The sequence below is a fragment of the Pseudochelatococcus sp. genome (genome assembly GCF_050946405.1).
Taxonomy (GTDB): Bacteria; Pseudomonadota; Alphaproteobacteria; order Rhizobiales; family Beijerinckiaceae; genus Pseudochelatococcus.
The window spans coordinates 269766-291215 of sequence record NZ_JBMNUS010000003.1 but is presented as its reverse complement, the minus strand read 5'-3'; the positions used below and the strand labels follow the sequence as shown (position 1 = coordinate 291215).

General features: G+C 63.9%; 16 protein-coding genes and 1 tRNA gene. 11 read left to right on the top strand and 6 right to left on the bottom strand.

Annotation, left to right across the window (positions count from 1 at the left end; all coding sequences use genetic code 11):
* Positions 1–11: 11 nt before the first annotated feature.
* The 3 genes from ACOYJQ_RS07680 to ACOYJQ_RS07670 all read right to left on the bottom strand — a co-directional run bounded on the left by ACOYJQ_RS07680 (position 12) and on the right by ACOYJQ_RS07670 (position 4556).
* Positions 12–2267 carry a TonB-dependent receptor gene (locus tag ACOYJQ_RS07680; RefSeq protein ID WP_433457450.1) on the bottom strand — a complete coding sequence of 752 codons (2256 nt, stop codon included), beginning with the start codon at positions 2265–2267 and terminating at the stop codon, positions 12–14.
* A gap of 353 nt (positions 2268–2620) precedes the next feature.
* Positions 2621–4057, bottom strand: coding sequence for a multicopper oxidase family protein (locus ACOYJQ_RS07675; protein ID WP_433457449.1), 1437 nt, complete (start codon positions 4055–4057; stop codon positions 2621–2623).
* 109 nt (positions 4058–4166) lie between these two features.
* Complete coding sequence (locus ACOYJQ_RS07670) at positions 4167–4556, bottom strand: hypothetical protein (protein ID WP_433457448.1); 390 nt, start codon at positions 4554–4556, stop codon at positions 4167–4169.
* A gap of 499 nt (positions 4557–5055) precedes the next feature.
* Here ACOYJQ_RS07670 and ACOYJQ_RS07665 point away from each other — a divergent pair, with 499 nt between their 5' ends.
* A complete protein-coding gene (locus ACOYJQ_RS07665) occupies positions 5056–7434 on the top strand; it encodes a hypothetical protein (protein WP_433457447.1) in 2379 nt (792 codons plus the stop codon).
* A 264-nt stretch (positions 7435–7698) separates the two neighbouring features.
* Here the strand turns inward: ACOYJQ_RS07665 and ACOYJQ_RS07660 are convergent.
* Positions 7699–7783: transfer RNA gene (locus tag ACOYJQ_RS07660), tRNA-Leu, on the bottom strand.
* A gap of 367 nt (positions 7784–8150) precedes the next feature.
* Here ACOYJQ_RS07660 and ACOYJQ_RS07655 point away from each other — a divergent pair.
* The 5 genes from ACOYJQ_RS07655 to ACOYJQ_RS07635 all read left to right on the top strand — a co-directional run bounded on the left by ACOYJQ_RS07655 (position 8151) and on the right by ACOYJQ_RS07635 (position 11062).
* On the top strand, positions 8151–8891 hold the full coding sequence (locus ACOYJQ_RS07655; RefSeq protein WP_433457446.1) for an SIR2 family NAD-dependent protein deacylase: 741 nt from the start codon (positions 8151–8153) through the stop codon (positions 8889–8891).
* Complete coding sequence (gene lipB, locus ACOYJQ_RS07650; protein WP_433457445.1) at positions 8888–9631, top strand: lipoyl(octanoyl) transferase LipB; 744 nt, start codon at positions 8888–8890, stop codon at positions 9629–9631. Before ACOYJQ_RS07655 ends, lipB begins: the two co-directional genes overlap by 4 nt.
* Positions 9628–10041 (top strand): DUF1489 family protein, encoded by a 414-nt coding sequence (locus tag ACOYJQ_RS07645; RefSeq protein ID WP_433457444.1) that lies wholly within the window; start codon positions 9628–9630, stop codon positions 10039–10041. The genes lipB and ACOYJQ_RS07645 overlap by 4 nt, the downstream gene beginning before the upstream one ends.
* A 171-nt stretch (positions 10042–10212) precedes the next feature.
* Complete coding sequence (locus ACOYJQ_RS07640; protein WP_433457443.1) at positions 10213–10515, top strand: hypothetical protein; 303 nt, start codon at positions 10213–10215, stop codon at positions 10513–10515.
* 58 nt (positions 10516–10573) lie between these two features.
* Positions 10574–11062 carry a DnaJ domain-containing protein gene (locus tag ACOYJQ_RS07635; RefSeq protein ID WP_433457442.1) on the top strand — a complete coding sequence of 163 codons (489 nt, stop codon included), beginning with the start codon at positions 10574–10576 and terminating at the stop codon, positions 11060–11062.
* A gap of 101 nt (positions 11063–11163) precedes the next feature.
* Here ACOYJQ_RS07635 and ACOYJQ_RS07630 read toward each other — a convergent pair whose 3' ends face one another.
* Positions 11164–12729 (bottom strand): D-alanyl-D-alanine carboxypeptidase, encoded by a 1566-nt coding sequence (locus tag ACOYJQ_RS07630; RefSeq protein ID WP_433457441.1) that lies wholly within the window; start codon positions 12727–12729, stop codon positions 11164–11166.
* 354 nt (positions 12730–13083) lie between these two features.
* Between ACOYJQ_RS07630 and ACOYJQ_RS07625 the strand changes: the two genes are divergently transcribed.
* From ACOYJQ_RS07625 to ACOYJQ_RS07605, 5 genes are all read left to right on the top strand, one after another.
* Positions 13084–13428 (top strand): phasin family protein, encoded by a 345-nt coding sequence (locus tag ACOYJQ_RS07625; protein WP_433457440.1) that lies wholly within the window; start codon positions 13084–13086, stop codon positions 13426–13428.
* A gap of 415 nt (positions 13429–13843) precedes the next feature.
* Complete coding sequence (gene clpS, locus ACOYJQ_RS07620; protein WP_433457504.1) at positions 13844–14155, top strand: ATP-dependent Clp protease adapter ClpS; 312 nt, start codon at positions 13844–13846, stop codon at positions 14153–14155.
* A gap of 29 nt (positions 14156–14184) precedes the next feature.
* Positions 14185–16791: an ATP-dependent Clp protease ATP-binding subunit ClpA gene (gene clpA, locus ACOYJQ_RS07615; RefSeq protein ID WP_433457439.1), complete on the top strand. Its 2607-nt coding sequence runs from the start codon at positions 14185–14187 to the stop codon at positions 16789–16791.
* A gap of 5 nt (positions 16792–16796) precedes the next feature.
* Positions 16797–16979 (top strand): hypothetical protein, encoded by a 183-nt coding sequence (locus ACOYJQ_RS07610; protein ID WP_433457438.1) that lies wholly within the window; start codon positions 16797–16799, stop codon positions 16977–16979.
* Positions 16980–17299: 320 nt separating this feature from the next.
* Positions 17300–18283 carry a hypothetical protein gene (locus ACOYJQ_RS07605; protein ID WP_433457437.1) on the top strand — a complete coding sequence of 328 codons (984 nt, stop codon included), beginning with the start codon at positions 17300–17302 and terminating at the stop codon, positions 18281–18283.
* A 169-nt stretch (positions 18284–18452) separates the two neighbouring features.
* On the opposite strand, the gene ACOYJQ_RS07600 is transcribed toward ACOYJQ_RS07605, so the two are convergent.
* On the bottom strand, positions 18453–20969 hold the full coding sequence (locus ACOYJQ_RS07600) for an Rne/Rng family ribonuclease (RefSeq protein ID WP_433457436.1): 2517 nt from the start codon (positions 20967–20969) through the stop codon (positions 18453–18455).
* Between the last annotated feature and the right edge of the window lie 481 nt (positions 20970–21450).

Genomic DNA, 21450 nt, shown 5'->3' with positions numbered 1-21450 from the left:
GAGCGCCCGCGTCAGAACGTCGCCTTGGCGCTCAGGAGGAACGTGCGGCCCGGCGCCTGCACCATGTGACGGGCGCCGTGCGAGCGCAGGAACACCTTTTCGTCAAAAATGTTCTGGGCGTTGAACTGCAATTCGAAATTCTCGTTCACCCGCCAGCGCGCCACGGCGTCGACCTGCCAGTGCGAGGGCAGCCTGCCGTTCACCGCCGTCAGCGAAGGATTGTAGTCGCTCGTCCAGCGCTCGCCGACATAGGTCGCGCCGCCGCCGATCTGGATCGCATCGGTGATCTGATACGTCGTCCAGAAGAAACCGGAATGCTTCGGCGTCAGCGCCATTTCCTGCCCGTCGCTCACATTGCCGGGATACTCGATCTCGGTGTCGATATAGGCGTAGCCGGCATTCAGCGACCACTTGTCCGTGATGCGGCCCGTCGCCTGCAATTCGACGCCGCGCGCGATGCGCTTGTCGTGGCGCTTGATGAATTCGCCGGTGGCGGAATCGTAGTCGTTGGCGTTGGTGCGTTCGATGTGGAAGATGCTGGCGCCAAGGCCCAGCCGGTCGTCCAGGAGGCTGAACTTGGCGCCCGCCTCGATCGAGGTGGTGCGCTCGGGATCGCTGGCGATGCCGCTCGTCGTGCTGACGCTCTGATATCCGGCCGAGGGCGAGGCCGGCAGTTCGGCCGTGCCGGCGGAGACGTAGTAGGTCTGGTTCTCGGCAGGCTTGTACTCCAGCGCCGTCTGCCAACTGAACAGACCCTGGCTTCCCTTGTAGACGCCGGTGACGGCGCCGGCGCCGCTGATGGACTGCGAGTCGATGGAGTAATCCTCGAACCGCCCGCTGCCGACGACGAAGAAGCCATGCCCGAGGTCGACGCGATCGTAGACCGAAATGCCCGCCGTGTTCACGACATGGTTGTCGATGCGGCTGCGCGTGCGCGCCTGGAAAGCGGTGTCGAACGCCGGTGCGTGAACATTGAGGCGGGTCGGCGGGTTGGTGGGCGTGATGCCGTAGGCGAACTGGTCATAGACCTCGCGGCTGAAGTCGACGCCGATCACCGCCTGATGCCTGAACGGGCCGGTATTGAAATTCGCGTTGAGCGTCGTCTGGTTCTGATAGGTGTTGGCGACCTGCCCGCGCGACTGGCGGACATGGTTCGTCATGGTGCACGATGCCGTCAGCGCCGGACAGTTCAGCGGATTGTACAGCGTGCTGGGCTGCATGACCGTGACCCAGCGGTCGAGATCGTACCGGCCGATGCGGGTGACGTTGAGGATATCGAGATAATCGTTGATCTTGTGCTCGATGCGCAACGTGCCGACATCCGCGACCATTTCCTCGAAGTCGTTGGCATAGCCGTAGTAATTGGCCTGCCGCACGCCGAGCTTCGTCACCGGGCGGGCGATGCCGTCACCGCCGTCGGCGCGCGAGATGCCGAAGCGCGGCACGCCGTTGTCCGGCCGGCCGTCCTCGTACTGGTGCAGATAATCGAGCGTGATCTTCGTGTCGCTCTTCAGGCCGAAGGTGATCGACGGCGCGATGCCCCAGCGCGTCTGTTCGGCATGGTCGCGCTTGGCGAAATCGCGATCGAGCCCGAGGGCGTTCAGCCGCACGGCGATCTCGTCGTTGATGGCATAATTGGCGTCGATGGTGCCGCGATAGTAGGAATCGGTGCCGATCGTGCCGTGCAGCTCGACGAAGGTGTAGGGCTTCGGCCGCTTCGTCTGAAGGTTGATGGAGCCGCCGCCGCCGCCGCGCCCCAGGGTGGTGCCCGACGGGCCCTTCAGCACCTCGACCTGCTCGAGGTTGAACGCATCGCGGCTGTAGATGCCGATATCGCGGATGCCGTCGGTGAAGATGTTGCCCTGCGCGCTGAACCCGCGGATGTTGAAGTTGTCGCCGCGCTGACCGCCGCCGCCGCCTTCGCCCGCGCTCATGGTGACGCCCGGCACCTGCGTGATGATATCGGACAGGCTGGCCAGACCGCGCTCGTCGATGATCTCGCGGCTGATGACGTTGATGACCTGCGGCGTATCCTGTACCCGCGTCGGCAGCCGCGACAGCCCCGTGCCCCGCTGGAGCGTGTTGACCGGCTGATCCCCGACCACGGAGATCGTCGGCAGCGCCAGAACGTCGTCGCCATCGGCATTCGCCGGCGCGTCGCCGGTGTTCTGACCATAGGCCGCAGTCGCGGAGAATACGGTGGAAAGCACAAGCAGCGGCGCTACCGCCCGTCCCTGAATCTGCCCGTTACCGGCTTGCTTCGTCAAGGCAACGTCAACGTCCGAATGCCGTGTCATCTTCTCCCCCCAATGCAGACTGCAACCGTGCTCGGAATTATATATCCCGCCACGAAACCGCGCAGCGCCGAACCGTAATACTGGCGAATAAACGGGCAAGTTGCCCTTGCAACCCATTACCTCGATAAAGCCACACTTTCAACACACAATTCGCTTTTCACATATGTTGAATTACTATAATTTATAATTATTATAACTTTATATTACTTCACCCGCCATGACATTTCGCCATTGAAGGGGATCTGGAATGATCGCTCCGTCGGCGCGACCGAACCGATATGCGGAAGCGGGCATCCGCGCCCGCTTCCGATCCGGCGAAGGCGTCAGGCGGCGTAGTCGACAAAGGCCATCATCCCGGCGGCCATGTGATAGAGATGGTGACAGTGAAGCGGCCAGCGGCCGGGGTTGTCCGCGTCGAAGACGATGGTGACTTTCTTCTGCGGCGGCACGAGCACGGTGTCGCGCACCGCCCCCGCGACGACCTCGCCGTCGATGCCCGTCACCTGGAAATGATGGCCGTGCAGATGCATCGGATGCGCCATCATGGATACGTTGACGAACGTCACCTCGATCCGCTCGCCGCGCGATGCCGTCAGGGCATCGCCGCCGTCGATCCCCCACACGTAGCCGGCCATGTCACCGGTGAGCGGCAGGGTGAAACGGCGGTCGACCGCACGTCGCGCCAGCGGCCCGACCGCCGAAAGCCGCCGTTCGAGGTCAAGATCGAGCACCGGCCCCGCGACGTCGCCGCGCACGGGGATTTTGGCGACGGGCGCATCGGGTGTGGCGATGACGATGCCGGCGCGCTCCGGGGCGCCTTCGCGCAACGCGAGGACCGGATACGCGCCCGCATCCGGCGGCAGCCGCAGCCGGATGTCGACGCGCTGGCCCATGGAGACCGGGAAGGCGCGGCCCGCGACCGGCCGCACGTCGCGGCCGTCGACGGCGATCAGCGCCGCGTCGAGAGGGCCGGTGTCGATGGTGAAGGCGGTTGCCGTCGCGCCGTTGATGATGCGCAACCGCACCCGGCCATTCCGCTCCACCCGCACGACCTGCGGATCGTCAAGCGTGCGATCGTTGGCGAGATAGGCGTCGTAGTCGATGTCGTTGAGGTCCATCGCCCCGCCGTGGTTCATCCCGCCATGGTGCATGACGCCGTGATGATGGCCATGTCCGCCGCCCGCCGCGCCCTGAAGGCGCGCGAGAAGCTCCTCGGCCGGCGTGAAGGAAAAATCGTGCAGAAGGATCACGATTTCCTGCTCGTCCCGCGCGCGGTCGGCGGCCGTGGGCACGATCAGCGGAGCGGCGAGAAGGTTCTGCTCCTGCAACGTATGCGCATGCATCCAGTGCGTGCCGCCCGCGCCGACAGGAAAGGCGTAGCGGCGCGTCTGCGCCGGACGCAGCGGCGCCGCCGGATTGTCCGGCACGCCGTCCTGCTCCCAGGGCGGCGTCAGGCCATGCCAGTGGATCAGCGTCGGCGCGTCTGTCTGATTGGCAAGCGCCACGTCGAAACGGCCGCCGGCATCGAAGGTCAGCCCCTGCGTGCCGTCCGGCTGCGCGAGCCCGAAGACGCGCGCGGCCCTGCCGTTGATGTCGAGCGTGCGGCTGATCACGGCAAGCCGGCGGGGCGCGCTCTCGGGCGCCGTTACGGACCCGGCGGCTTGTTGCGCCCGCGCGGAGCCGGGAAGGGGCCATGCGGCCGGTGCGGCGAGCGCGGCTGTGCCGGCCGTCAGCCGCGTGAGAAAATCACGACGATTCATGTTTGGAATACCCGTTTCCATGCCGATGCGGAATCGGCGAACCGGTCCCTATGCGCCGAATGGCGCGCGAACTGTCCCGGCGACGCGGAAGGGCCACGCCGGAAGAGGCTCAGACCATGGATCGGGGAGGGGCAAGCAAGGGCGTCACCGACAGACCGCGGGCGATATGGTCGGCCCATCCATACGGCCGCCGGGCGAAAGGCGGCGCGAGCGCGCCCGCATCCGCCGCAACGGCCACCACGGCGCAAGGGCCGCAGAATATAGTGCAGCATCCGGCATCGTCGCCGGCGCGGAAGCGATCGTCCGGGGAATGGTCCGCGTCAGCCTCGGACACGGAACCGTGATGCTCGTGCGCGGCGACATCCGCAAACGCGTGGATATCCCGGTCGTGACACGGCGCAGGCATCGCATGGACCGACGACGCGACAAGCGCCCCTGCCGCGACCGGCAGAGCCGGCAACAGGCACAACAGCAGCAAGACGCGCCAGATCCTGACCATCCGCCAACTCACCCCCGGCGTTGCGACAAACCGGCCGCTCCCGTTCCCGTAATGGCGGAGTGGACCGGCTGTCAAGCCTGGAGGCTGTCGCGGCCCCGCCCCCGGGCACTATTGAAGTGTCCTTTTTATATCTTCCCGCTTCATGACGAAACCCTGCGGCGAACGCCCGTTCCGCAGAAGAGTTGAGCTCTCGCGAACGGTCGAACGGCGGCGGAAAAACCGATCGCAAGCTATCATGAAGCGGATAAGCTTCCGATGAGGCCGCATTCCGCCGCCTTTACATGGCACAGCCCCGACTTTATAAAAAATCCCGGCTTCGCCGTGGTAAAAATAAAAGCATGCTCTTTCGAGCGGCTGCATGCGTGCAGCCCATATCCGACATTCTCCGACCCGACAGTCGGCAGGACACAAGCGCATGCCCGGAGCCCTGCCAGACTGAAGACGCATGCAGCCCCTTCCGACTATTTCCCGATTCATCGCTCAACAGCAGGGGACATCAATGATCAGGAAAAACATTAAAAAAACTGTTCTTGTGAGCGCGGCTTTATGCGCCTCCGTTCTGGCAATGCCGATCCCTGCCGGCGGCGCGCCTGCGAAACAGGCCGCTGCGGGCAAAACAAACGAAGCGCCGGCACAGTCGCCCGCTTTCTTCGGCCTGCCGGTCGTGGACGGGGCCGTCGCGATCGCGGACCCGAATCATTACGGACACGGCAAGAAGGCGGAAGAGTATCAGCGGGCCGTCATCCGTCTCGTCTATCAATTGGCCTATCAGGCGGATCCGAGCCTGATCGAGAGGAACCCCAAGCTTTTCGCCGGCATTCTGCCCGAGGAAGTCCGCCAGAAATTCCTTGGCGGATACCTGTCTTCCGCGATTGAAAAGCTGGATGATCCGCTCGTCTCGCTGGTGTGGCGGGCCAGAAACGAGTTCGAGGTCGATGAGGTCAAGGCCCGCATGACGGCGGCGCTCAAGGCCGCTCTTGAAAAAACCCGGATTCCCGATTCTTTCGACATCATCGATATCCGATACGCTGCTCTCGGCAACTACGACCGGGACGCCGAAGCCTTCCCTCTCAATATCGAGACGGGCCAGAACCGCAATGCGGTCGTTCTGCGGGGCATGCTGCCGTTCGCCGCTCCGCTGCCCTTTGCCGAATGGCCCCGCCAGCTTGCCATGAGCTTCGATGACGCCCGCGCCTACCTCGACAAAAGAAACAGCGACCGCCATGGCTATATCGCCACCCGCATGACGCTGACCAAAGCGGAAATCGCATCGAAAAGACTGGAATTGTCCTTCATTTACAAAGGCGCCGCTTACTATCGCGACCTGGCTCTTTCCCGGAAGGATATCGATCTGCCGGCCTTCGAGGGGGCCTATGAGGGGCCGGATCGCGCTCCTTCCGCCGACGAGCGGATACCGTTCGTCGCTCTCGCGCCGGATGCCCCCTTCGTCATGTATGTGAAGCAAAATCCGGGCGCGGCGATTCCCGACGAGGTCTGGAGCAGCGTCGCCGCCTCGCGGTTCGGCTATGAGCAATCGTTGCTCGGCAACACCTTGCGCTATGCTTCGGTGCCCGACAAACGCTTTCCCTATACCAAACTGCGCCTGCTGAAAGAGCCGGATGAAAGCCTTGTACAAGCGTACAAAGCCGCGGTAATCGCCGACACGGCGCCGGTTGCGAAGCGGGTTTCGTGCCCGATCGCGCTCAAAGGAGACAATTCGGATGCGCCCGTCACGGAGTTGAGCAGCACTTGTCAGCTTACGCCCGCCCGCTCCATCAGCAATGATGTACGGTCCGACATCGGCGAGCTTCTGAAGAAGGCCGGTTATTTTTCCCTGCTTGAGCACAAGGGGTCATATACATCCATATTGTGGTTTCAGCTCGATGATGATCCCTCAAAATATGAAAGAAAGCTTGAAAAAGACGAGATCACGGCGGCGCCCTATCGCATCTCCTATGAATTCGAGGTGGATCAGGTGGCCGCGAACATCGGGAAAAGGCTCTTTGCGGTGGAAGCCCGTCTGGCCGGGATGCAGATCGGCGACAAGTTCGTCCCTGTCGACAAACCTGCGAATGCGGCGGAAACGAAGAGCCTGCCGGAATTCGCCGATATCGTCGGCCTTCGTCTCGGCATGAAGGAAAGCGACGCGGATGCGTTGCTTGCAGTTCACGCCCAGTCATTGGAGAACCCGGAAACGTTCAAATATCGTCTGTCCATCGATGAGGCCAACCGGAAAGACGATTTCAACCTGGATCAGTTCCATCCATCGGGACTGATTCTCGAGAGCGAACATCATTCAACGCCGGTGACGCCGTCCAACGACGGCACCTCCAGCGGCAGGCCACCCGGAAGGCTCGTCGACCAGACAGGGGTATATTATTCGGAAGAAGGCACGATCGTAGCCGTCACGCGCTATCAGGCGTTTCCAGAACAGGCGAACATCGAGGATATCCGCAAGCTCATCGTCGCCAAATATGGCGATCCCGTCTGGCAGGACGCGCCTTATGCGTGGCATGGTATCTGGGCGCAAGCACCTGCCGCTCAACGGAGTTTTCTCTCCGGGGGAGACCTGGAGAGCATCTGCGGCATCAACATGGGCCGAAGCGTCAGCGATGTGACGCGAAGGGTATCGGGCAACCGCTGGCACGACGATCAGGGCGCGGTCAGACCGGACAACAGAGCTTACTGGAGCATCCCGGTCACCCGGCATCATCGCGCCTGCGGCGGAATTTTGATGGCTTCGGTCGATGCCGATGGCTTCTGGCTCGGCCTCATCGATACCGACTGGTTCACCAAACGGACGCAGGACGTGGCCGCCCATGCCCGGCAGCGCGCCGAAGAGCAAAGCCGGAAAGCCGTGGCCCCGGCACGGTTCTGAAATCATCGACGAGGCACGGGCAGTCGGATGAACATCAACGGTGGTGCGCCTTTCCGGCGCATCATCGACGTTCCGAAAACACGCAACAGCCGGCCAACACACCATCACGGGAGTGACAGGACATGGGCCGGCGACGGAACACCGAGAATATACCAGACAGGAAGAAAGAAGCCCGGATCACGGACAAGGGCAACACCCCGTCACCTTCTCGACACACTCTCCGCAATGATCTGCGGCAGAACGAAAATATCAAGAAGGGAAGGGTGGTGCGGCCGAGAGGACTCGAACCTCCACTGGTTGCCCAACTAGCACCTCAAGCTAGCGCGTCTACCAATTCCGCCACGGCCGCAGCGTGTTCAGAAGGAACATGTCTTCCTGAAGTGAGGTTGGATGTAACAGAACGTTTCAGCGTCCACAAGCCCCTTCCTGCCCGGCCATCACGCAACTTTCACATTATCTGTGGGAAACTTTGCCGGCAGGGGATATGCCGCCACGGGCGGACGGCCCGTCACGGCGGCGGCGGTTGCGTCAAAGTACCGAAGTATTATGGCGATGGCCGCCGCATGAGCCTACATATGGGAAAGAAACGACGACGACACGGCGCCGTCCGCGCGATTCGCACCCGGGACTCCTGTTGTGAGCGCTTGTAAAGTGCGATCAAATCGCTACCGCTTCGGTTGCGGCGCGGGCGGCGCGACTATTTTCAAGAGCAGGTCATGATGAACGAGTTTTCCGACGACAGGCCGCGTCTCCCCCGGCTGGTGGTGTTTTCGGGAGCAGGCATAAGCGCGGAGTCCGGCATCGCGACTTTTCGCGACGCCGACGGGCTGTGGCACGGGCACGATCCGCGCGACGTCGCCAACTACGATACCTGGCGCGACAATCATGCGCTGGTGCATGCGTTCTACAATCACCGGCGCACGGAACTCGGCAAGGTCCTGCCCAATGCCGCCCATGCGGCGGTCGCGGCGTGGGAAAGGGCTTTTCCCGGCCGCGTGCTGAACATCACGCAGAACATCGACGACCTGTTCGAGCGCGCCGGCGTCGAACACACGCTGCATCTGCACGGCTTTCTGCGCAACATCCGCAACATGCGCACGGGAGAGCTGCGCGATATCGGCTACACGACATTCGACCCCGCCGCCGACCCGCAGCGGGTCATCAAGCCGGATGTCGTGTTTTTCGGCGAGATGGCGCCGAACTATCGCGTGCTCGGCGAACTCGCCACCGATCTCGATGAACGGGATACCGTGATCAGCATCGGCAGCTCCGGCGCGGTCGTCAACATTGACGGCCTCGTGGAAGCGACCGGCGCGTTCGGCATCCTGAACGTGCTGGACAACATCGTCGGCGCCATCGACGAAAATGCCTGGCAGGAGCGCATCTTCGAGCCCGCGACGCGCGCCGTGGCGCATATCGACACGATCGTTCGCGCCCGCATGGACGTCGCCGCATGACCGCGCCGCTCTCTTCCGCCACACGCGGCGATCTCGCGGACCGGCTGCCGTCCCGGCCGGGCTGCCCGCCCGTGGAATGGATCGTCAGCGACGCGCCGGTGCCCTATGACACGGCGCTTGCGTTCATGGAGGCCCGCGCGGGGGCGATCGCGGACGGCGCCGCCGCCGAATGCGTTTGGCTGCTGGAGCATCCGCCGCTTTACACGGCGGGCACCTCGGCGCGGCCGGAGGATCTCGTGGAGCAGCGCTTTCCGGTCTTCCAGACCGGCCGGGGCGGGCAGTTCACCTATCACGGCCCCGGCCAGCGCGTGGCCTATGTGCTGCTCGACCTGCACCGGCGCACGCCGGAAGGGCGGACGCCGGACCTGCGCCGTTTCGTGGCCTGCCTCGAAAGCTGGCTGATTGCAACACTCGCGGCCTTCAACGTGCGCGGCGAGCGGCGCGAGGACCGCGTGGGCGTATGGGTGCGCCGCCCGGAGAAAGGCGATGGCGTCGAGGACAAGATCGCCGCCATCGGCATCCGCGTGCGCCGCTGGGTGACTTTCCACGGCATCAGCCTGAATGTGGAGCCGGACCTGTCGCATTATCTCGGCATCGTTCCCTGCGGCATTCGCGGGCATGGCGTCACCAGCCTCGTCGACCTCGGACTGCCGGTCACGCTGGCCGACGCGGACCTGGCGCTGCGCGCCGCTTTCGAGGACGTGTTCGGCGAGACGGCGGCGGGGAGCATGCCTGCATGAGCCGGCTGCATCTCGTCAAGCTGTGCGTAGGTGTCGATTCGGTAGCGGAACTCGTGGCGTGGAACGCGCAACACGAAAGCGGCGAGGGCGGGCACACCACGCGCATGACGCCCCGGCGCGGCGACGAACTGCTGGACGGAGGGTCGCTCTATTGGGTCATCCGGGGCCAGATCGCCTGTCGGCAGCGCCTGTTGGCGCTCCGCCCGGTCACGGACGGCGACGGCATTTCGCGCTGCCGGCTCGTGCTGGACAGCACGGTGGTGCCGGTAGCGCCCCGCCCCTACCGCGCCTTTCAGGGCTGGCGCTATCTCGCCGACAAGGATGCGCCGCCCGATCTGGCGGACGCGCCGGGCAATGCCGCCATGCCGGAGGAGATGAAACGGGAACTCGCGGCGCTCGGCCTCATCTGACGGCGCGATCAGCGTCCGATGCAGACGCGGCGCTTCGGATGCTTTATGATGTGCTGCACACGGGAGCGAAATCCGATCCGGTTGAATCGGATCTTGCTCCGTGATTCTTTCTTTTGAGCGCTTTCCGATCGAATGATTCCGTCCGATCGACAAGCGTTCCAGGAGGATCGCTTGAACAGCCTGACAACCTTGCTGGCCGGTGTATCGGCGCTAACGGCCCTGACTGTCGCTCCCGTTCTCGCGCAAGGCGGCGCGGAAGGGAACTGCATCGCGGTGGAGGGTGCGGCTTCGTCACGCCCCGTCAGCGGCGATTGCCGCGGCGGGCCGTTGAAACCGGGCGATTCGCGGCTTGGCAAGGCGCAGGTGCCGCGCCCCGCCGACCGTCAGGAGCGGCCGGGACACACCTTCCGGATCGGTGGCAGCACCGTGACGATTTCCGGCTCCGTCCGGGTGGAAGGCATCTATTCACAATGACGGACGCGACACCGGGAATGCGCGGGTGGCGCGTCTCCGTCTACCGATGGCGTGACGCATGATCTATTTTCTGGGCGGCATCCTTGTGGTCGGACTGCTCTGGTGGCTGGGAAGAAACTACGCCGACGCCGATCCGAAACAACTGGCGGCTCTGTTGCGCAAGATCGGCGGCTGGAGCGCCATCGGCCTCGCCGGCCTGTTGCTGCTGCGCGGCCGGATCGACATCGCGCTGCTCGTGGGCGGCGCCGGCTGGTGGATGGTGCAGGGGCGCCGTCTAGACGCGTATGTGAACAGCCGTTTTGCCTTCGGGCGAAAAGACGCTCAGGGAAATCCGCACGCGGGGCCTGTCGACCGGGCGCGACCGGGCGAGATGTCCGAGGAGGAAGCTCTTGAGGTGCTCGGCCTTCACGCGGGGGCGAGCGAGGCGCAGATTCGCGAGGCCCACCGGGGCCTGATGAAGAAACTGCATCCCGACCAGGGGGGCACGAACTACCTTGCCATGCGGGTCAATCAGGCCAAGGATGTCTTGTTGAACCGTCATCGCTGATGGCTCCGTAGCGTTGACAACTCCGGCGCGCGGCAGCGCGCTTCCGTTTGAACATCCGTTGCTTCAGAATATCGTCCGTTCGGATTGAAACAGGACATATTCTAGCCACGCGTTGCGAAGCAATCGAACCCGCTGCGCTTGAGCGTCTTGCAGGCGGCCTGCGCCTCTTCAGGCTCGAAGCCGGAGAAGCGCGCCCGAAACAGCGTCACGTTCCCGCGCACGACCTTCTCCGTAAACGGCGATGCGTTGGCGAGCAGACCGCGCGATTTGTTCCTGGCCTGTTGCAGGATGTCGTGGGCCTTGCCTTCGTCCTCCGACGCCCCGAGCTGGATCACCCAACCCACGGAACGAACGACCGGCGCCGCCACCGGCCGAACCGGGATTTGTTCCGACGCGGCGGCGAGCTTCGCCAACGCCTTCTTCTCCAGCGCCTGACCGGGTTGCATCGATGCAAGCGTCACACCGAGGCCCTCCCCGACATCCGCCGGACGCGGCGCGGGCACCGGCGCCTGCTGCGTATAGGCGAGCGCACCGCCGGTCGTCGATTGCACCGCCGGGCCAGACGAGGGCGTGGCGGTCGACCCCGACGCCGATGCGACGACGGGGCGAACGTTCGACAGGTCGATGGGCTTGCCGATCTGCAACGGCACGGTTTCGGACAACGGCTGCGACGGGGGAACATAAGCCGGCTCGGCGTTCGTCACGGCCGCCTTGGCGAACAGGGTTCGCGGAGCGGGAGCCGCCGCCGTCCGCGCGCTCGGCGCCTCGACGACCAGCGCCGTCCGCCGGCGGCCGGCATGAGCGTCGGGCAGGGTTCGCGCCAGCAGCGACTCCATGCGCTGATCGCGCTGCGCGCCGGAGCGCCCGCCCAGCACGGCGGCGACGACATGGCGGTTGTCCGCCCGCAAGGACGTCAGCAGGTTGAAGCCCGATGCGCGCGTATAGCCTGTCTTGATGCCGTCCACGCCCTCGACACGCCCGAGCAGACGATTGTGATTGCCGATCGTCTTGCCGGCATAGATGAAGTTTCTTGTGCCGAAATAGGCGTAGTGGCGCGGAAAACGGTCCTGAATGGCGCGCCCCAGTATCGTCAGATCCCGCGCGGTGGTGATGTTGGGCGGATTGGCCGGCAGGCCGTGCGGATTGCGGAACGTCGTCCTGCTCATGCCGAGCGCACGCGCCTTGGCCGTCATCATGCGGGCGAAATCGTCCTCGGTGCCGGCGATGTTTTCCGCGATCACCACGGCGACATCGTTGGCGGAACGCGTCACCAGCGCCTTGATGGCATCCTCGACGCGGATGGTGGAACCCGCGGAGACGCCAAGTTTGGAAGGGGGCTGCGATGCGGCGTATTTCGTCACCCGCAGACGCGTATCGAGCGTGAAATTGCCGCTCTCGATCTGCTCGAACAGCAGATAAAGCGTCATGACCTTGGTGATGGAAGCGGGAATGCGGGGAGCGTCCTCATTCTCGGCGAACAATGTCCGGCCGGTGTTGACGTCGACGACCATGGCGGCGGAAGGCGGGGCATAAGCCGGGGCAGCGCTTTTTCGCTGGGCTGCCTCCACGGGACCGAGAGCCCCCAGCGCCAAAGCCGCCGCAAGACCGGTTACGCCCGAGATTTCCAGAACGCGATGATGATTCCTGCCAACGCAACCCCAGATCATAGCCGCCGCCCCCTGTAACACCCGACTTTTCCGCGCCTTGTGGCCGATGCGCTCCCACCGCGCGTCGCCCGGCCGGCACAGTCAACAAACCTATAGGGACGCGGTTACGGAGGCGTTAATTCCACGACGGTTCCCGGCGGAACTATTTTGCATTGCACAATGGCGCTTGACAGATTTTGTGCGTCGCACATATATTGTCGGCGATTGACGTGCGGGCAGCGGATCGCCGCGCTGCGAGATTCAGCATATTGTCGCATGTCATGGCGGAAACGCGCGCGGGCACTCGGTTCGGCGGCGTTCTCGTGCATAATTGAAAATCGGGCGGAAATTGATCCGCGTTCAAGGAGAGATGTCATGGCCGCGCAGTACGAAGACCTTCAGAAGGTCGGCAGGGAGCAGATCGAGAGCTCGCTCAAGGTGTTTGGTGCGTTCTCCAAGGGTTTGCAGGGTATCGCCGCCGAACTCGCCGACTATACCAAGAGATCTTTCGAGGAAGGCACGAGCGCTCTTGAGAAGCTCGCCGCCGCCAAGTCGTTCGACAAGGTGATCGAGGTCCAGACGGAATACGCGCGGTCCTCGTATGAGAATTTCATTGCCGAGAGCACCCGGATCGGCGAACTCTACACCGATCTGACGCGCGAAGCATTCAAGCCTTACGAAGGCGCTTTCGCCCGCGTCCGGCCGTTCACCGAGCGGTGAGGCATACCGCGTCGGCGCACCCCGCCGCGCAGGGTGGCAAGACCGGCTCCGGCGAATTTGAGAAAAGCCCGCGCAAGCGGGCTTTTCTTTTGGCGCCTTCAGCGCGCCCCTCGCATCCCGTGAGGCGGATACGCCGCCTGCAACGCAAGCTCTGTGACTGATTTATTGCATAGGGGACTGGCGCGGACAGGCAACCACGACTAGATTGTTGGGTGAGGAGCCGGAACGCCCAGCGCGCGCCGGACGAAGCGGTTGGCCAATATTTCAGACGGGAGCGGCAAGGGTGCTCCAACCGGGAGAATTTTTGGATATTTCGCTCGCATTCCCGGCCAGACGCGAGAGTGCGGAGCCGCACCCCGCGGCGGGCGGAAGCGGCCGCGCGACGTGGGTTCTCGCGGACAAGCCGTCGCGCACGGTGTCGGTGCCGGAAGGACCGGGCACGACGCTGCTGACACGCACGCGCACGCGGACCAAACGGCCGAGCATGTATCGCGTGCTCCTGCTCAATGACGATTACACGCCCATGGAGTTCGTCGTCCATGTTCTTGAGCGTTTTTTTAACAAGAACAAGGAAGATGCGACCCGCATCATGCTGCATGTTCACCAGACGGGTGTCGGTGAATGCGGCGTCTTTACTTATGAAGTCGCAGAAACCAAGGTGACGCAGGTTATGGACTTCTCACGCAAACATCAGCATCCTCTCCAGTGCGTCATGGAGAAGAAATAGGGCCCACCAGCCGGAGAAAGGATTTTCCCTTGCCGACATTCTCCCGCAGCCTTGAACAGGCCCTGCATCGCGCCTTGGCCTTCGCCAACGAGCGTCGGCATGAATATGCCACGCTCGAACACCTGCTGCTGGCGCTGGTCGACGATCAGGATGCGGCCGCGGTCATGCGCGCCTGCAACGTCGACATAGAGGCGTTGCGCCGCAATCTCATCGATTACGTCGACGGCGAACTCACCAACCTGATCATTTCCGGGCGCGAGGACTCCAAGCCCACGGCCGGCTTCCAGCGGGTGATCCAGCGCGCGGTCATCCATGTCCAGTCCTCGGGACGCGAGGAAGTGACGGGCGCCAACGTGCTCGTGGCGATCTTCGCCGAGCGCGAGAGCCACGCGGCCTATTTCCTGCAAGAGCAGGACATGACGCGCTACGACGCCGTCAACTACATCAGCCACGGCATCGCCAAGCGTCCCGGCGTTTCCGAGGCACGGCCGCCGCGCGGCGCGGACGACGAGACGGAGACGGCAGCCTCCAGCAACGAGGAAACCGACGTTCGCGCCAAGAAAAAGGGCGATGCGCTCGATGTTTATTGCGTCAACCTCAACAAGAAGGCGAAGGAAGGCCGCATCGATCCGCTGATCGGCCGCGCCAATGAAATCCAGCGCACCATCCAGGTGTTGTGCCGGCGGCAGAAGAACAACCCGCTGCTGGTGGGCGATCCGGGCGTGGGCAAGACCGCCATCGCGGAGGGGCTCGCACGCAAGATCGTAACCGGTGAAGTGCCCGATGTGCTGCGCGACGCCACGGTGTTCTCGCTCGACATGGGAACGCTGCTCGCCGGCACGCGCTATCGCGGGGATTTCGAGGAACGGCTGAAGCAGGTGATGAAAGAGGTGGAGGCGCATCCCAACGCGATCGTCTTCATCGACGAGATTCATACCGTCATCGGCGCCGGCGCCACCTCCGGGGGGGCGATGGATGCGTCGAACCTGCTGAAACCGGCGCTGGCGGCAGGGTCGCTGCGCTGTATCGGATCGACCACCTACAAGGAATACCGTCAATATTTCGAGAAGGACCGGGCGCTGGTGCGCCGTTTCCAGAAAATCGACGTCAACGAGCCGAGCGTGCCGGACACGATCGAGATCGTGAAGGGGCTCAAGCCGTATTTCGAGGATTTTCACAAGCTCCGTTACACGAATGAAGCCATCAAGGCGGCGGTGGAGCTTTCCGCGCGCTACATTCACGACCGCAAGCTTCCCGACAAGGCGATAGACGTCATCGACGAAACGGGCGCATCGCAGGCGCTGCTGCCGCCGAGCCGGCGCAAGAAGACCATCGGCATCAAGGAGATCGAGGCCACGATCGCGACCATGGCCCGCATTCCGCCCAAGACCGTGTCGAAGGACGACGCCGAGGTTCTGGCGCATCTGAAGGAAACGCTGGAGCGGGTGGTCTACGGGCAGGATGCGGCGATCGAGGCGCTTTCCGCCGCGATCAAGCTGGCGCGCGCCGGGCTGCGCGACGGCGAAAAGCCCATCGGCAGCTATCTGTTCGCCGGTCCCACGGGCGTGGGCAAGACGGAGGTGGCGCGTCAGCTCGCGCATGCGCTCGGTGTGGAGCTGCTGCGCTTCGACATGTCGGAATACATGGAGCGCCACACGATTTCCCGCCTGATCGGCGCGCCGCCCGGCTATGTCGGCTTCGATCAGGGCGGCCTGCTGACGGACGGCGTCGACCAGCATCCCCATTGCGTGCTGCTGCTGGACGAAATCGAGAAGGCGCACCCCGATCTCTACAACATCCTGTTGCAGGTCATGGATCATGGCAAGCTGACGGATCACAACGGCAAGCAGGTCGATTTCCGCAACGTGATCCTGATCATGACGACCAATGCCGGCGCGGCGGAACTGTCGAAGCAGGCATTCGGCTTCACGCGCACGCGCCGCGAGGGCGACGATACGGAGGCCATTTCGCGGCTGTTCACGCCCGAGTTCCGCAACCGCCTCGACGCCGTGATCTCCTTCGGCCACCTGCCGCGGGCGGTAATCGCCAGGGTCGTCGACAAGTTCGTGATAGAGCTCGAAACCCAGCTCGCCGACCGTCATGTGACCATTGCGCTCACGGACGAGGCGCGCGAGTGGCTGGTCGACAACGGCTATGACGAAGCCATGGGCGCCCGCCCGCTCGGCCGCCTGATCCAGACCACGATCAAGACACCCCTAGCCGACGCCGTGCTGTTCGGCCTGTTGAAGAACGGCGGCGCCGTGCGCGTGGTGGTCGTGACCGACGAGGCCGGCAAGAAATCGCTGGCGCTCGACTATCCGCAGGAACCCGCCACGCCCCGGCCGGAGGCGGACATCGCCCGCGCGCGCAGGCGGCGGGGAAAACCGGACGCGCCCGGCGACGCGCCGGATAGCGGCCCCGACACCCCGGAAGGCAGCCCGGACGCGCCCGGCGGTAATCGCGATCCCTCTCCCGAAGCCGGCGCGGATGCTCCGGCGGGCGCGAGCGGTTCCCGGAAGCGGCGCGCCCGAAAGGCGGCTGCGGAAGAAGGCAGCGAGGCGGGTGGCGCAAAGGAAAACGATAAGGTATCAACGCCGGTCAGTATCGTGCCGAAAGTGCCCCTGCAACGGAGTTGATTCGCATGTCGACCGGATTCGAGCGCCGGCGTGAACGCGCACGCCGGCGGCGCCAGTTCGAGGAAGTCGCCGCCTGGGTGATTTTGCCGCTGATCGTGGTCATCACCTGGATCATCGGCCAGCAGGTCTATACCGAACTGGAGGAACCGATCTCGGTTTTCCTGCAAAACATCGATCTCGAACGGTAATCGCGCCGAGGCGGGAAAGCCGGCCTGCCGTCACAACGCCTTCGCGTTTCACCGAAACGCGAAGGCCGATTCATTTGCCGCTTGCAATTCCGCGCCGCATACGCGCTCTTGCCGAGATGCAACCGTATTCCGTTGCAATGGTGATGCTATATTTCAATCCGGGATCGGCCTTCGGGCGGTCGAAGACTTTCATAAAAAACCCTATCGCCGGCCGAAACCTTGATAAAGACCTGCCGTCGAACGGGATAAGCTTATATCCATCCCTATTTGCTAAAAAATATGTGTTATTTCAGTATCGTTTTTAAAAGGTAATATTTACGATGATGATCGAACGCAACAACGCTTCGCTTCCCGTTGTCTCTCCCGCCGTTGGGGACGATGCCCCTGCAACGCCCGCTGCGCGCGGCTTCCTGTACTGGACGGGAGCGGAGAGGCCCTCCAGCCAACACTCCATCAGCCGCGTTGACGGCATTTCGCCGGCCGGGCAGGAAAAACTGCGGCAACATCTGGGCTCGGGAAAATTTGCCAAGCGCGAATCCCGCCACAGTGTGAAGCATTATCAATATGTCCGCGCCGCCTTGGAGAACAATCGCCCGCTGACGCTTCAGGAAGCTGACGCCCGGGCAGGCGGAAGGAAGGGCGCCGCTCGTGACGGCAACATTGCCCATGTCATTCCCAACTCCATGGTTCAAAGGCAGTTGAATCGGGCGATCGTGGCGTTTCAGGAGGGCCGGGAACAGCTCGGCGCGCACATCGCCGCATTCCTGTCGGCAGCCGCGGGCCCCGAACCCGCGTCTTCGTCGGACGAACGGAGGCAGGCTCTCGCGGGACTGGCCAGGCAGGCGGCCGCCGCGGGCGCCATGTGGGGCCTCGGAGATGCCATGCTGCGCGAAGAGCAAGCGCATGAAGGATATGGCCGCCTGATCGCGCATCCGACAGCCGCGCGCAAGCACGCGATGATGGCGGGAGATCTTGCGACGGTGTTCGGCGACGGAAGGGGAAGCACCCCGCAGGAGCGACAGGAGGCCTATGGCAGATTCATGCGAAATACCGCCGATTCCTATGGCAACACCCGTATCGGCAATAAGGAAATCAACTCTGCAATAGGATCCGGCGTCGATCTGGAACTGACGCGGGACATGAAGCCCACCGAGCGCTCGAAGCGCCTTTACCAGGCCGTGGATACTTTCGCCCCGCAAAACGAGATAGCGAACAATACCTTCGCGACCGACGGCATGACATATAACCTCGGGTACTTCGCGACTCATAATGGGCAGCCGCTGTCAAGCAGCATGGAAGCGTGACGCAGGATCATCCCGACAGGCGAACGCCTGTCGGGTTTTTTTGCTAGAGCAGTTTGCGTTCAAATCGATCCATCGAACTGAATGCAAGTTGCGGTAAAATATAGAATTTAGAGCGGCGTGACGATTCCACTTGAATGCACGCCGCTCTAGAAGCTTTGATTTGGCGCGCTTATCGCCGCGACCACCAGCCCGACCGCTTCGGCCGCGTTTCCTCGGGCTCCACTTCCTGCGGAGCCTCCGCGCCGGCAACGTCGGGGAGCGTTTCCGCCGGTGACGGCTCAGGCGTTCCAACAGCCGGCACTTCCGCCGGCTGCGCGGAAGCCGCAGCTTCGCTACTTTCCGCAACGGGAGCAAGCCCGGTTACGGCATCCGCCTCCTCGGCAGCTACCTCGGTTTCCGTTTCAGCCACGTCGGGCCGCACGGGCGCCACGGCATCGCCCTCCGCGCCGAACGCATCATCGCCCTGCGCGTCTTCCACCTCTACATCGTCAGCCTGCGCCTCCTCGGCCGCAAACTCCGTCTGCGCAACGGCGTCCTCCGCTTCGGCACCGTCTTCATCGTCGTCATCGCCGGAGCCGTCTTCCGGCGATGACGAATCCCGATCGCCGTCCGCGACGCCTGCCGACTCGGCTTCACCGCCGCGCCCGCCACGCCGGCGCCGGCGCCGACGCCGACGCCGGCCGCCGGATTCGCTCTCAGCCCCGGAAGCGGCCTCCTGCGGCTTCCCGTTCTCCGCCTCGACATCCTCGTCCTCGGCCTCGTTCTCCTCGACGACGAGGGCCTTGTCCGTATCGGCGTCGGACGGCACGAGGACATCCTCGCGCACGCTCTCGGCTGCGTCGTTCCGCCTGCCGGCGGGCTCGATCGCGCTCATCTGCACGAAACCGGACGCCGCCTGCGGCTCGGGACGAATGACGGCCTCGCCCCGCTCCAGCGCGTAATAGTTGACGCCGGTGAAATTGATGTCGTCAGCCAGGATCGAAATGGTCACGCCGAAACGGGTCTCGAACTCGCGCAGATGCGGCCGCTTCTGGTTGAGGACGTAAAGCGCCACTTCCGTGCGCGTCTTCACCTCGATATCGTAGCCGGCGTTCTTGATCAGCGCCTCCTCGATGGCGCGCAGGATGTGCAGGGCGATGGAGGGCGTCGCCCGCACGAAGCCGGTGCCGGCGCAATGCGGACAGGGCACGGACGAGCTCTCCAGCACGCCGGTGCGGATGCGCTGGCGCGACATCTCCAGCAGGCCGAATGCGGAGATGCGACCGACCTGAATGCGCGCGCGGTCGTTCTTGAGACATTCCTTGAGCTTCTTCTCGACATTGCGGACATTGCGCTTGTCCTCCATGTCGATGAAATCGATGACGATCAGCCCCGCGAGATCGCGCAGGCGCAACTGGCGCGCGACCTCCTCGGCCGCCTCCAGATTGGTGCGGTAGGCCGTATCCTCGATATTATGCTCGCGCGTCGACTTGCCGGAGTTGACGTCGATCGAAACCAGCGCTTCCGTCGGATTGATGACGATGTAGCCGCCCGATTTCAGCGTGACCTGGCTGGAGAACATCGCATCCAACTGGCCCTCGACGCCATGGCGGGCGAAGAGGGGCTGCACATCCTTGTACGGCTGCACGGCCTTCGCATGGCTCGGCATGAGCATGCGCATGAAATCCTTGGCCTCGCGGTATCCCTCGTCGCCGGCCACGAGAATTTCGTCGATATCCTTGTTGTAAAGGTCGCGGATGGCGCGCTTGATCAGCGAGCCTTCCTCATAGACCAGCGCCGGCGCGCTCGAGCGCAGCGTCAGCTCGCGGACGCTCTCCCACAGCCGCAACAGATACTCGAAATCGCGCCGGATCTCCGCCTTGGTGCGCGATGCGCCGGCGGTGCGCACGATGACGCCCATGCCCTCCGGCACCTCCAGTTCCTGCGCGATGGCCTTGAGGCGCTTGCGGTCGGCGACGTTGGTGATCTTGCGGGAGATGCCGCCGCCGCGCGCGGTGTTGGGCATCAGCACGGAATAGCGCCCGGCCAGAGACAGATAGGTGGTGAGCGCCGCGCCCTTGTTGCCGCGCTCCTCCTTCACCACCTGAATGAGCAGCACCTGACGGCGCTTGATCACTTCCTGGATCTTGTACTGGCGGCGCAGCGGGCGCTGGCGGCGGTCGGGAAGCTCCTCCAGCGCGTCGGACGCGCCGCCGACCTGCTCGACGTGATCCTCGTCGCCGTTGCCGTTTCCATTGCTCTCCGTGTCGTCGTCGCGCTCCGCGCTCTCGCCGTTCTCGTCCTCGCCGGCGGAAGCGGAAAGCGCGTCGTCGCCCGACTGGCCGTTGTCGGACCGTCGCGCCGCGCCGCGCGAGCGGCGTCCGCCCGGACGCTCGTCGTCACGGTCCAGATCGCGCTCGGCGCGCGCCTCTTCCTCAAGCAGCGCCTGACGGTCGGCAACCGGAATCTGGTAATAGTCCGGGTGAATTTCGCTGAAGGCGAGAAACCCGTGCCTGTTGCCGCCATATTCCACGAACGCAGCCTGAAGCGACGGCTCCACGCGCGTCACCTTGGCGAGATAGATGTTGCCGCGCAACTGCTTGCGGTTGGCGGACTCGAAATCGAACTCTTCTACCTTGTTTCCACGAACCACGACGACCCGGGTTTCCTCCGGGTGCGAGGCATCGATGAGCATCTTGTTAGCCATGTTGAACTCTCATGAGAGCGCCCGCCATCAATCGCAACGGCAGCCGAAAAGCGGCTGCAACGCCGGCCGCCGTGCCGCGAGGCCGGACGTTTTCCAGGCATTGCATGTTGCACGGGCGCGAATTGCACGGGCGCGAAAGCACCGGAACGGAGCCGGCGCGCAGGACGAATGAAGAAAGAGGAGTGGAAAAACCGGACATGATGCCGACAGCCTGCAACGGCACGGGCTGCCCGCAACGGACGAACCCCTGAACGCAGACCGGATGGGCACACGGCCGGGAAAGAGGGAACTTGCCAACCTTCCGGCGGAACCCGCCACGCCGAATAATAAAACGTGCAGCCCGTTTGCCGGCGGCACGGTTTCAGCGGTGCAATCTCACGCCAGTAGGTCAAAGCCTGTCCCGAAAAAACGCCCGGCCGTCCGGGTGGCACCCGGCAGCCGGCCTGCTCGACTGTAATTCCTTCCGACCGCGCCCTTTTTC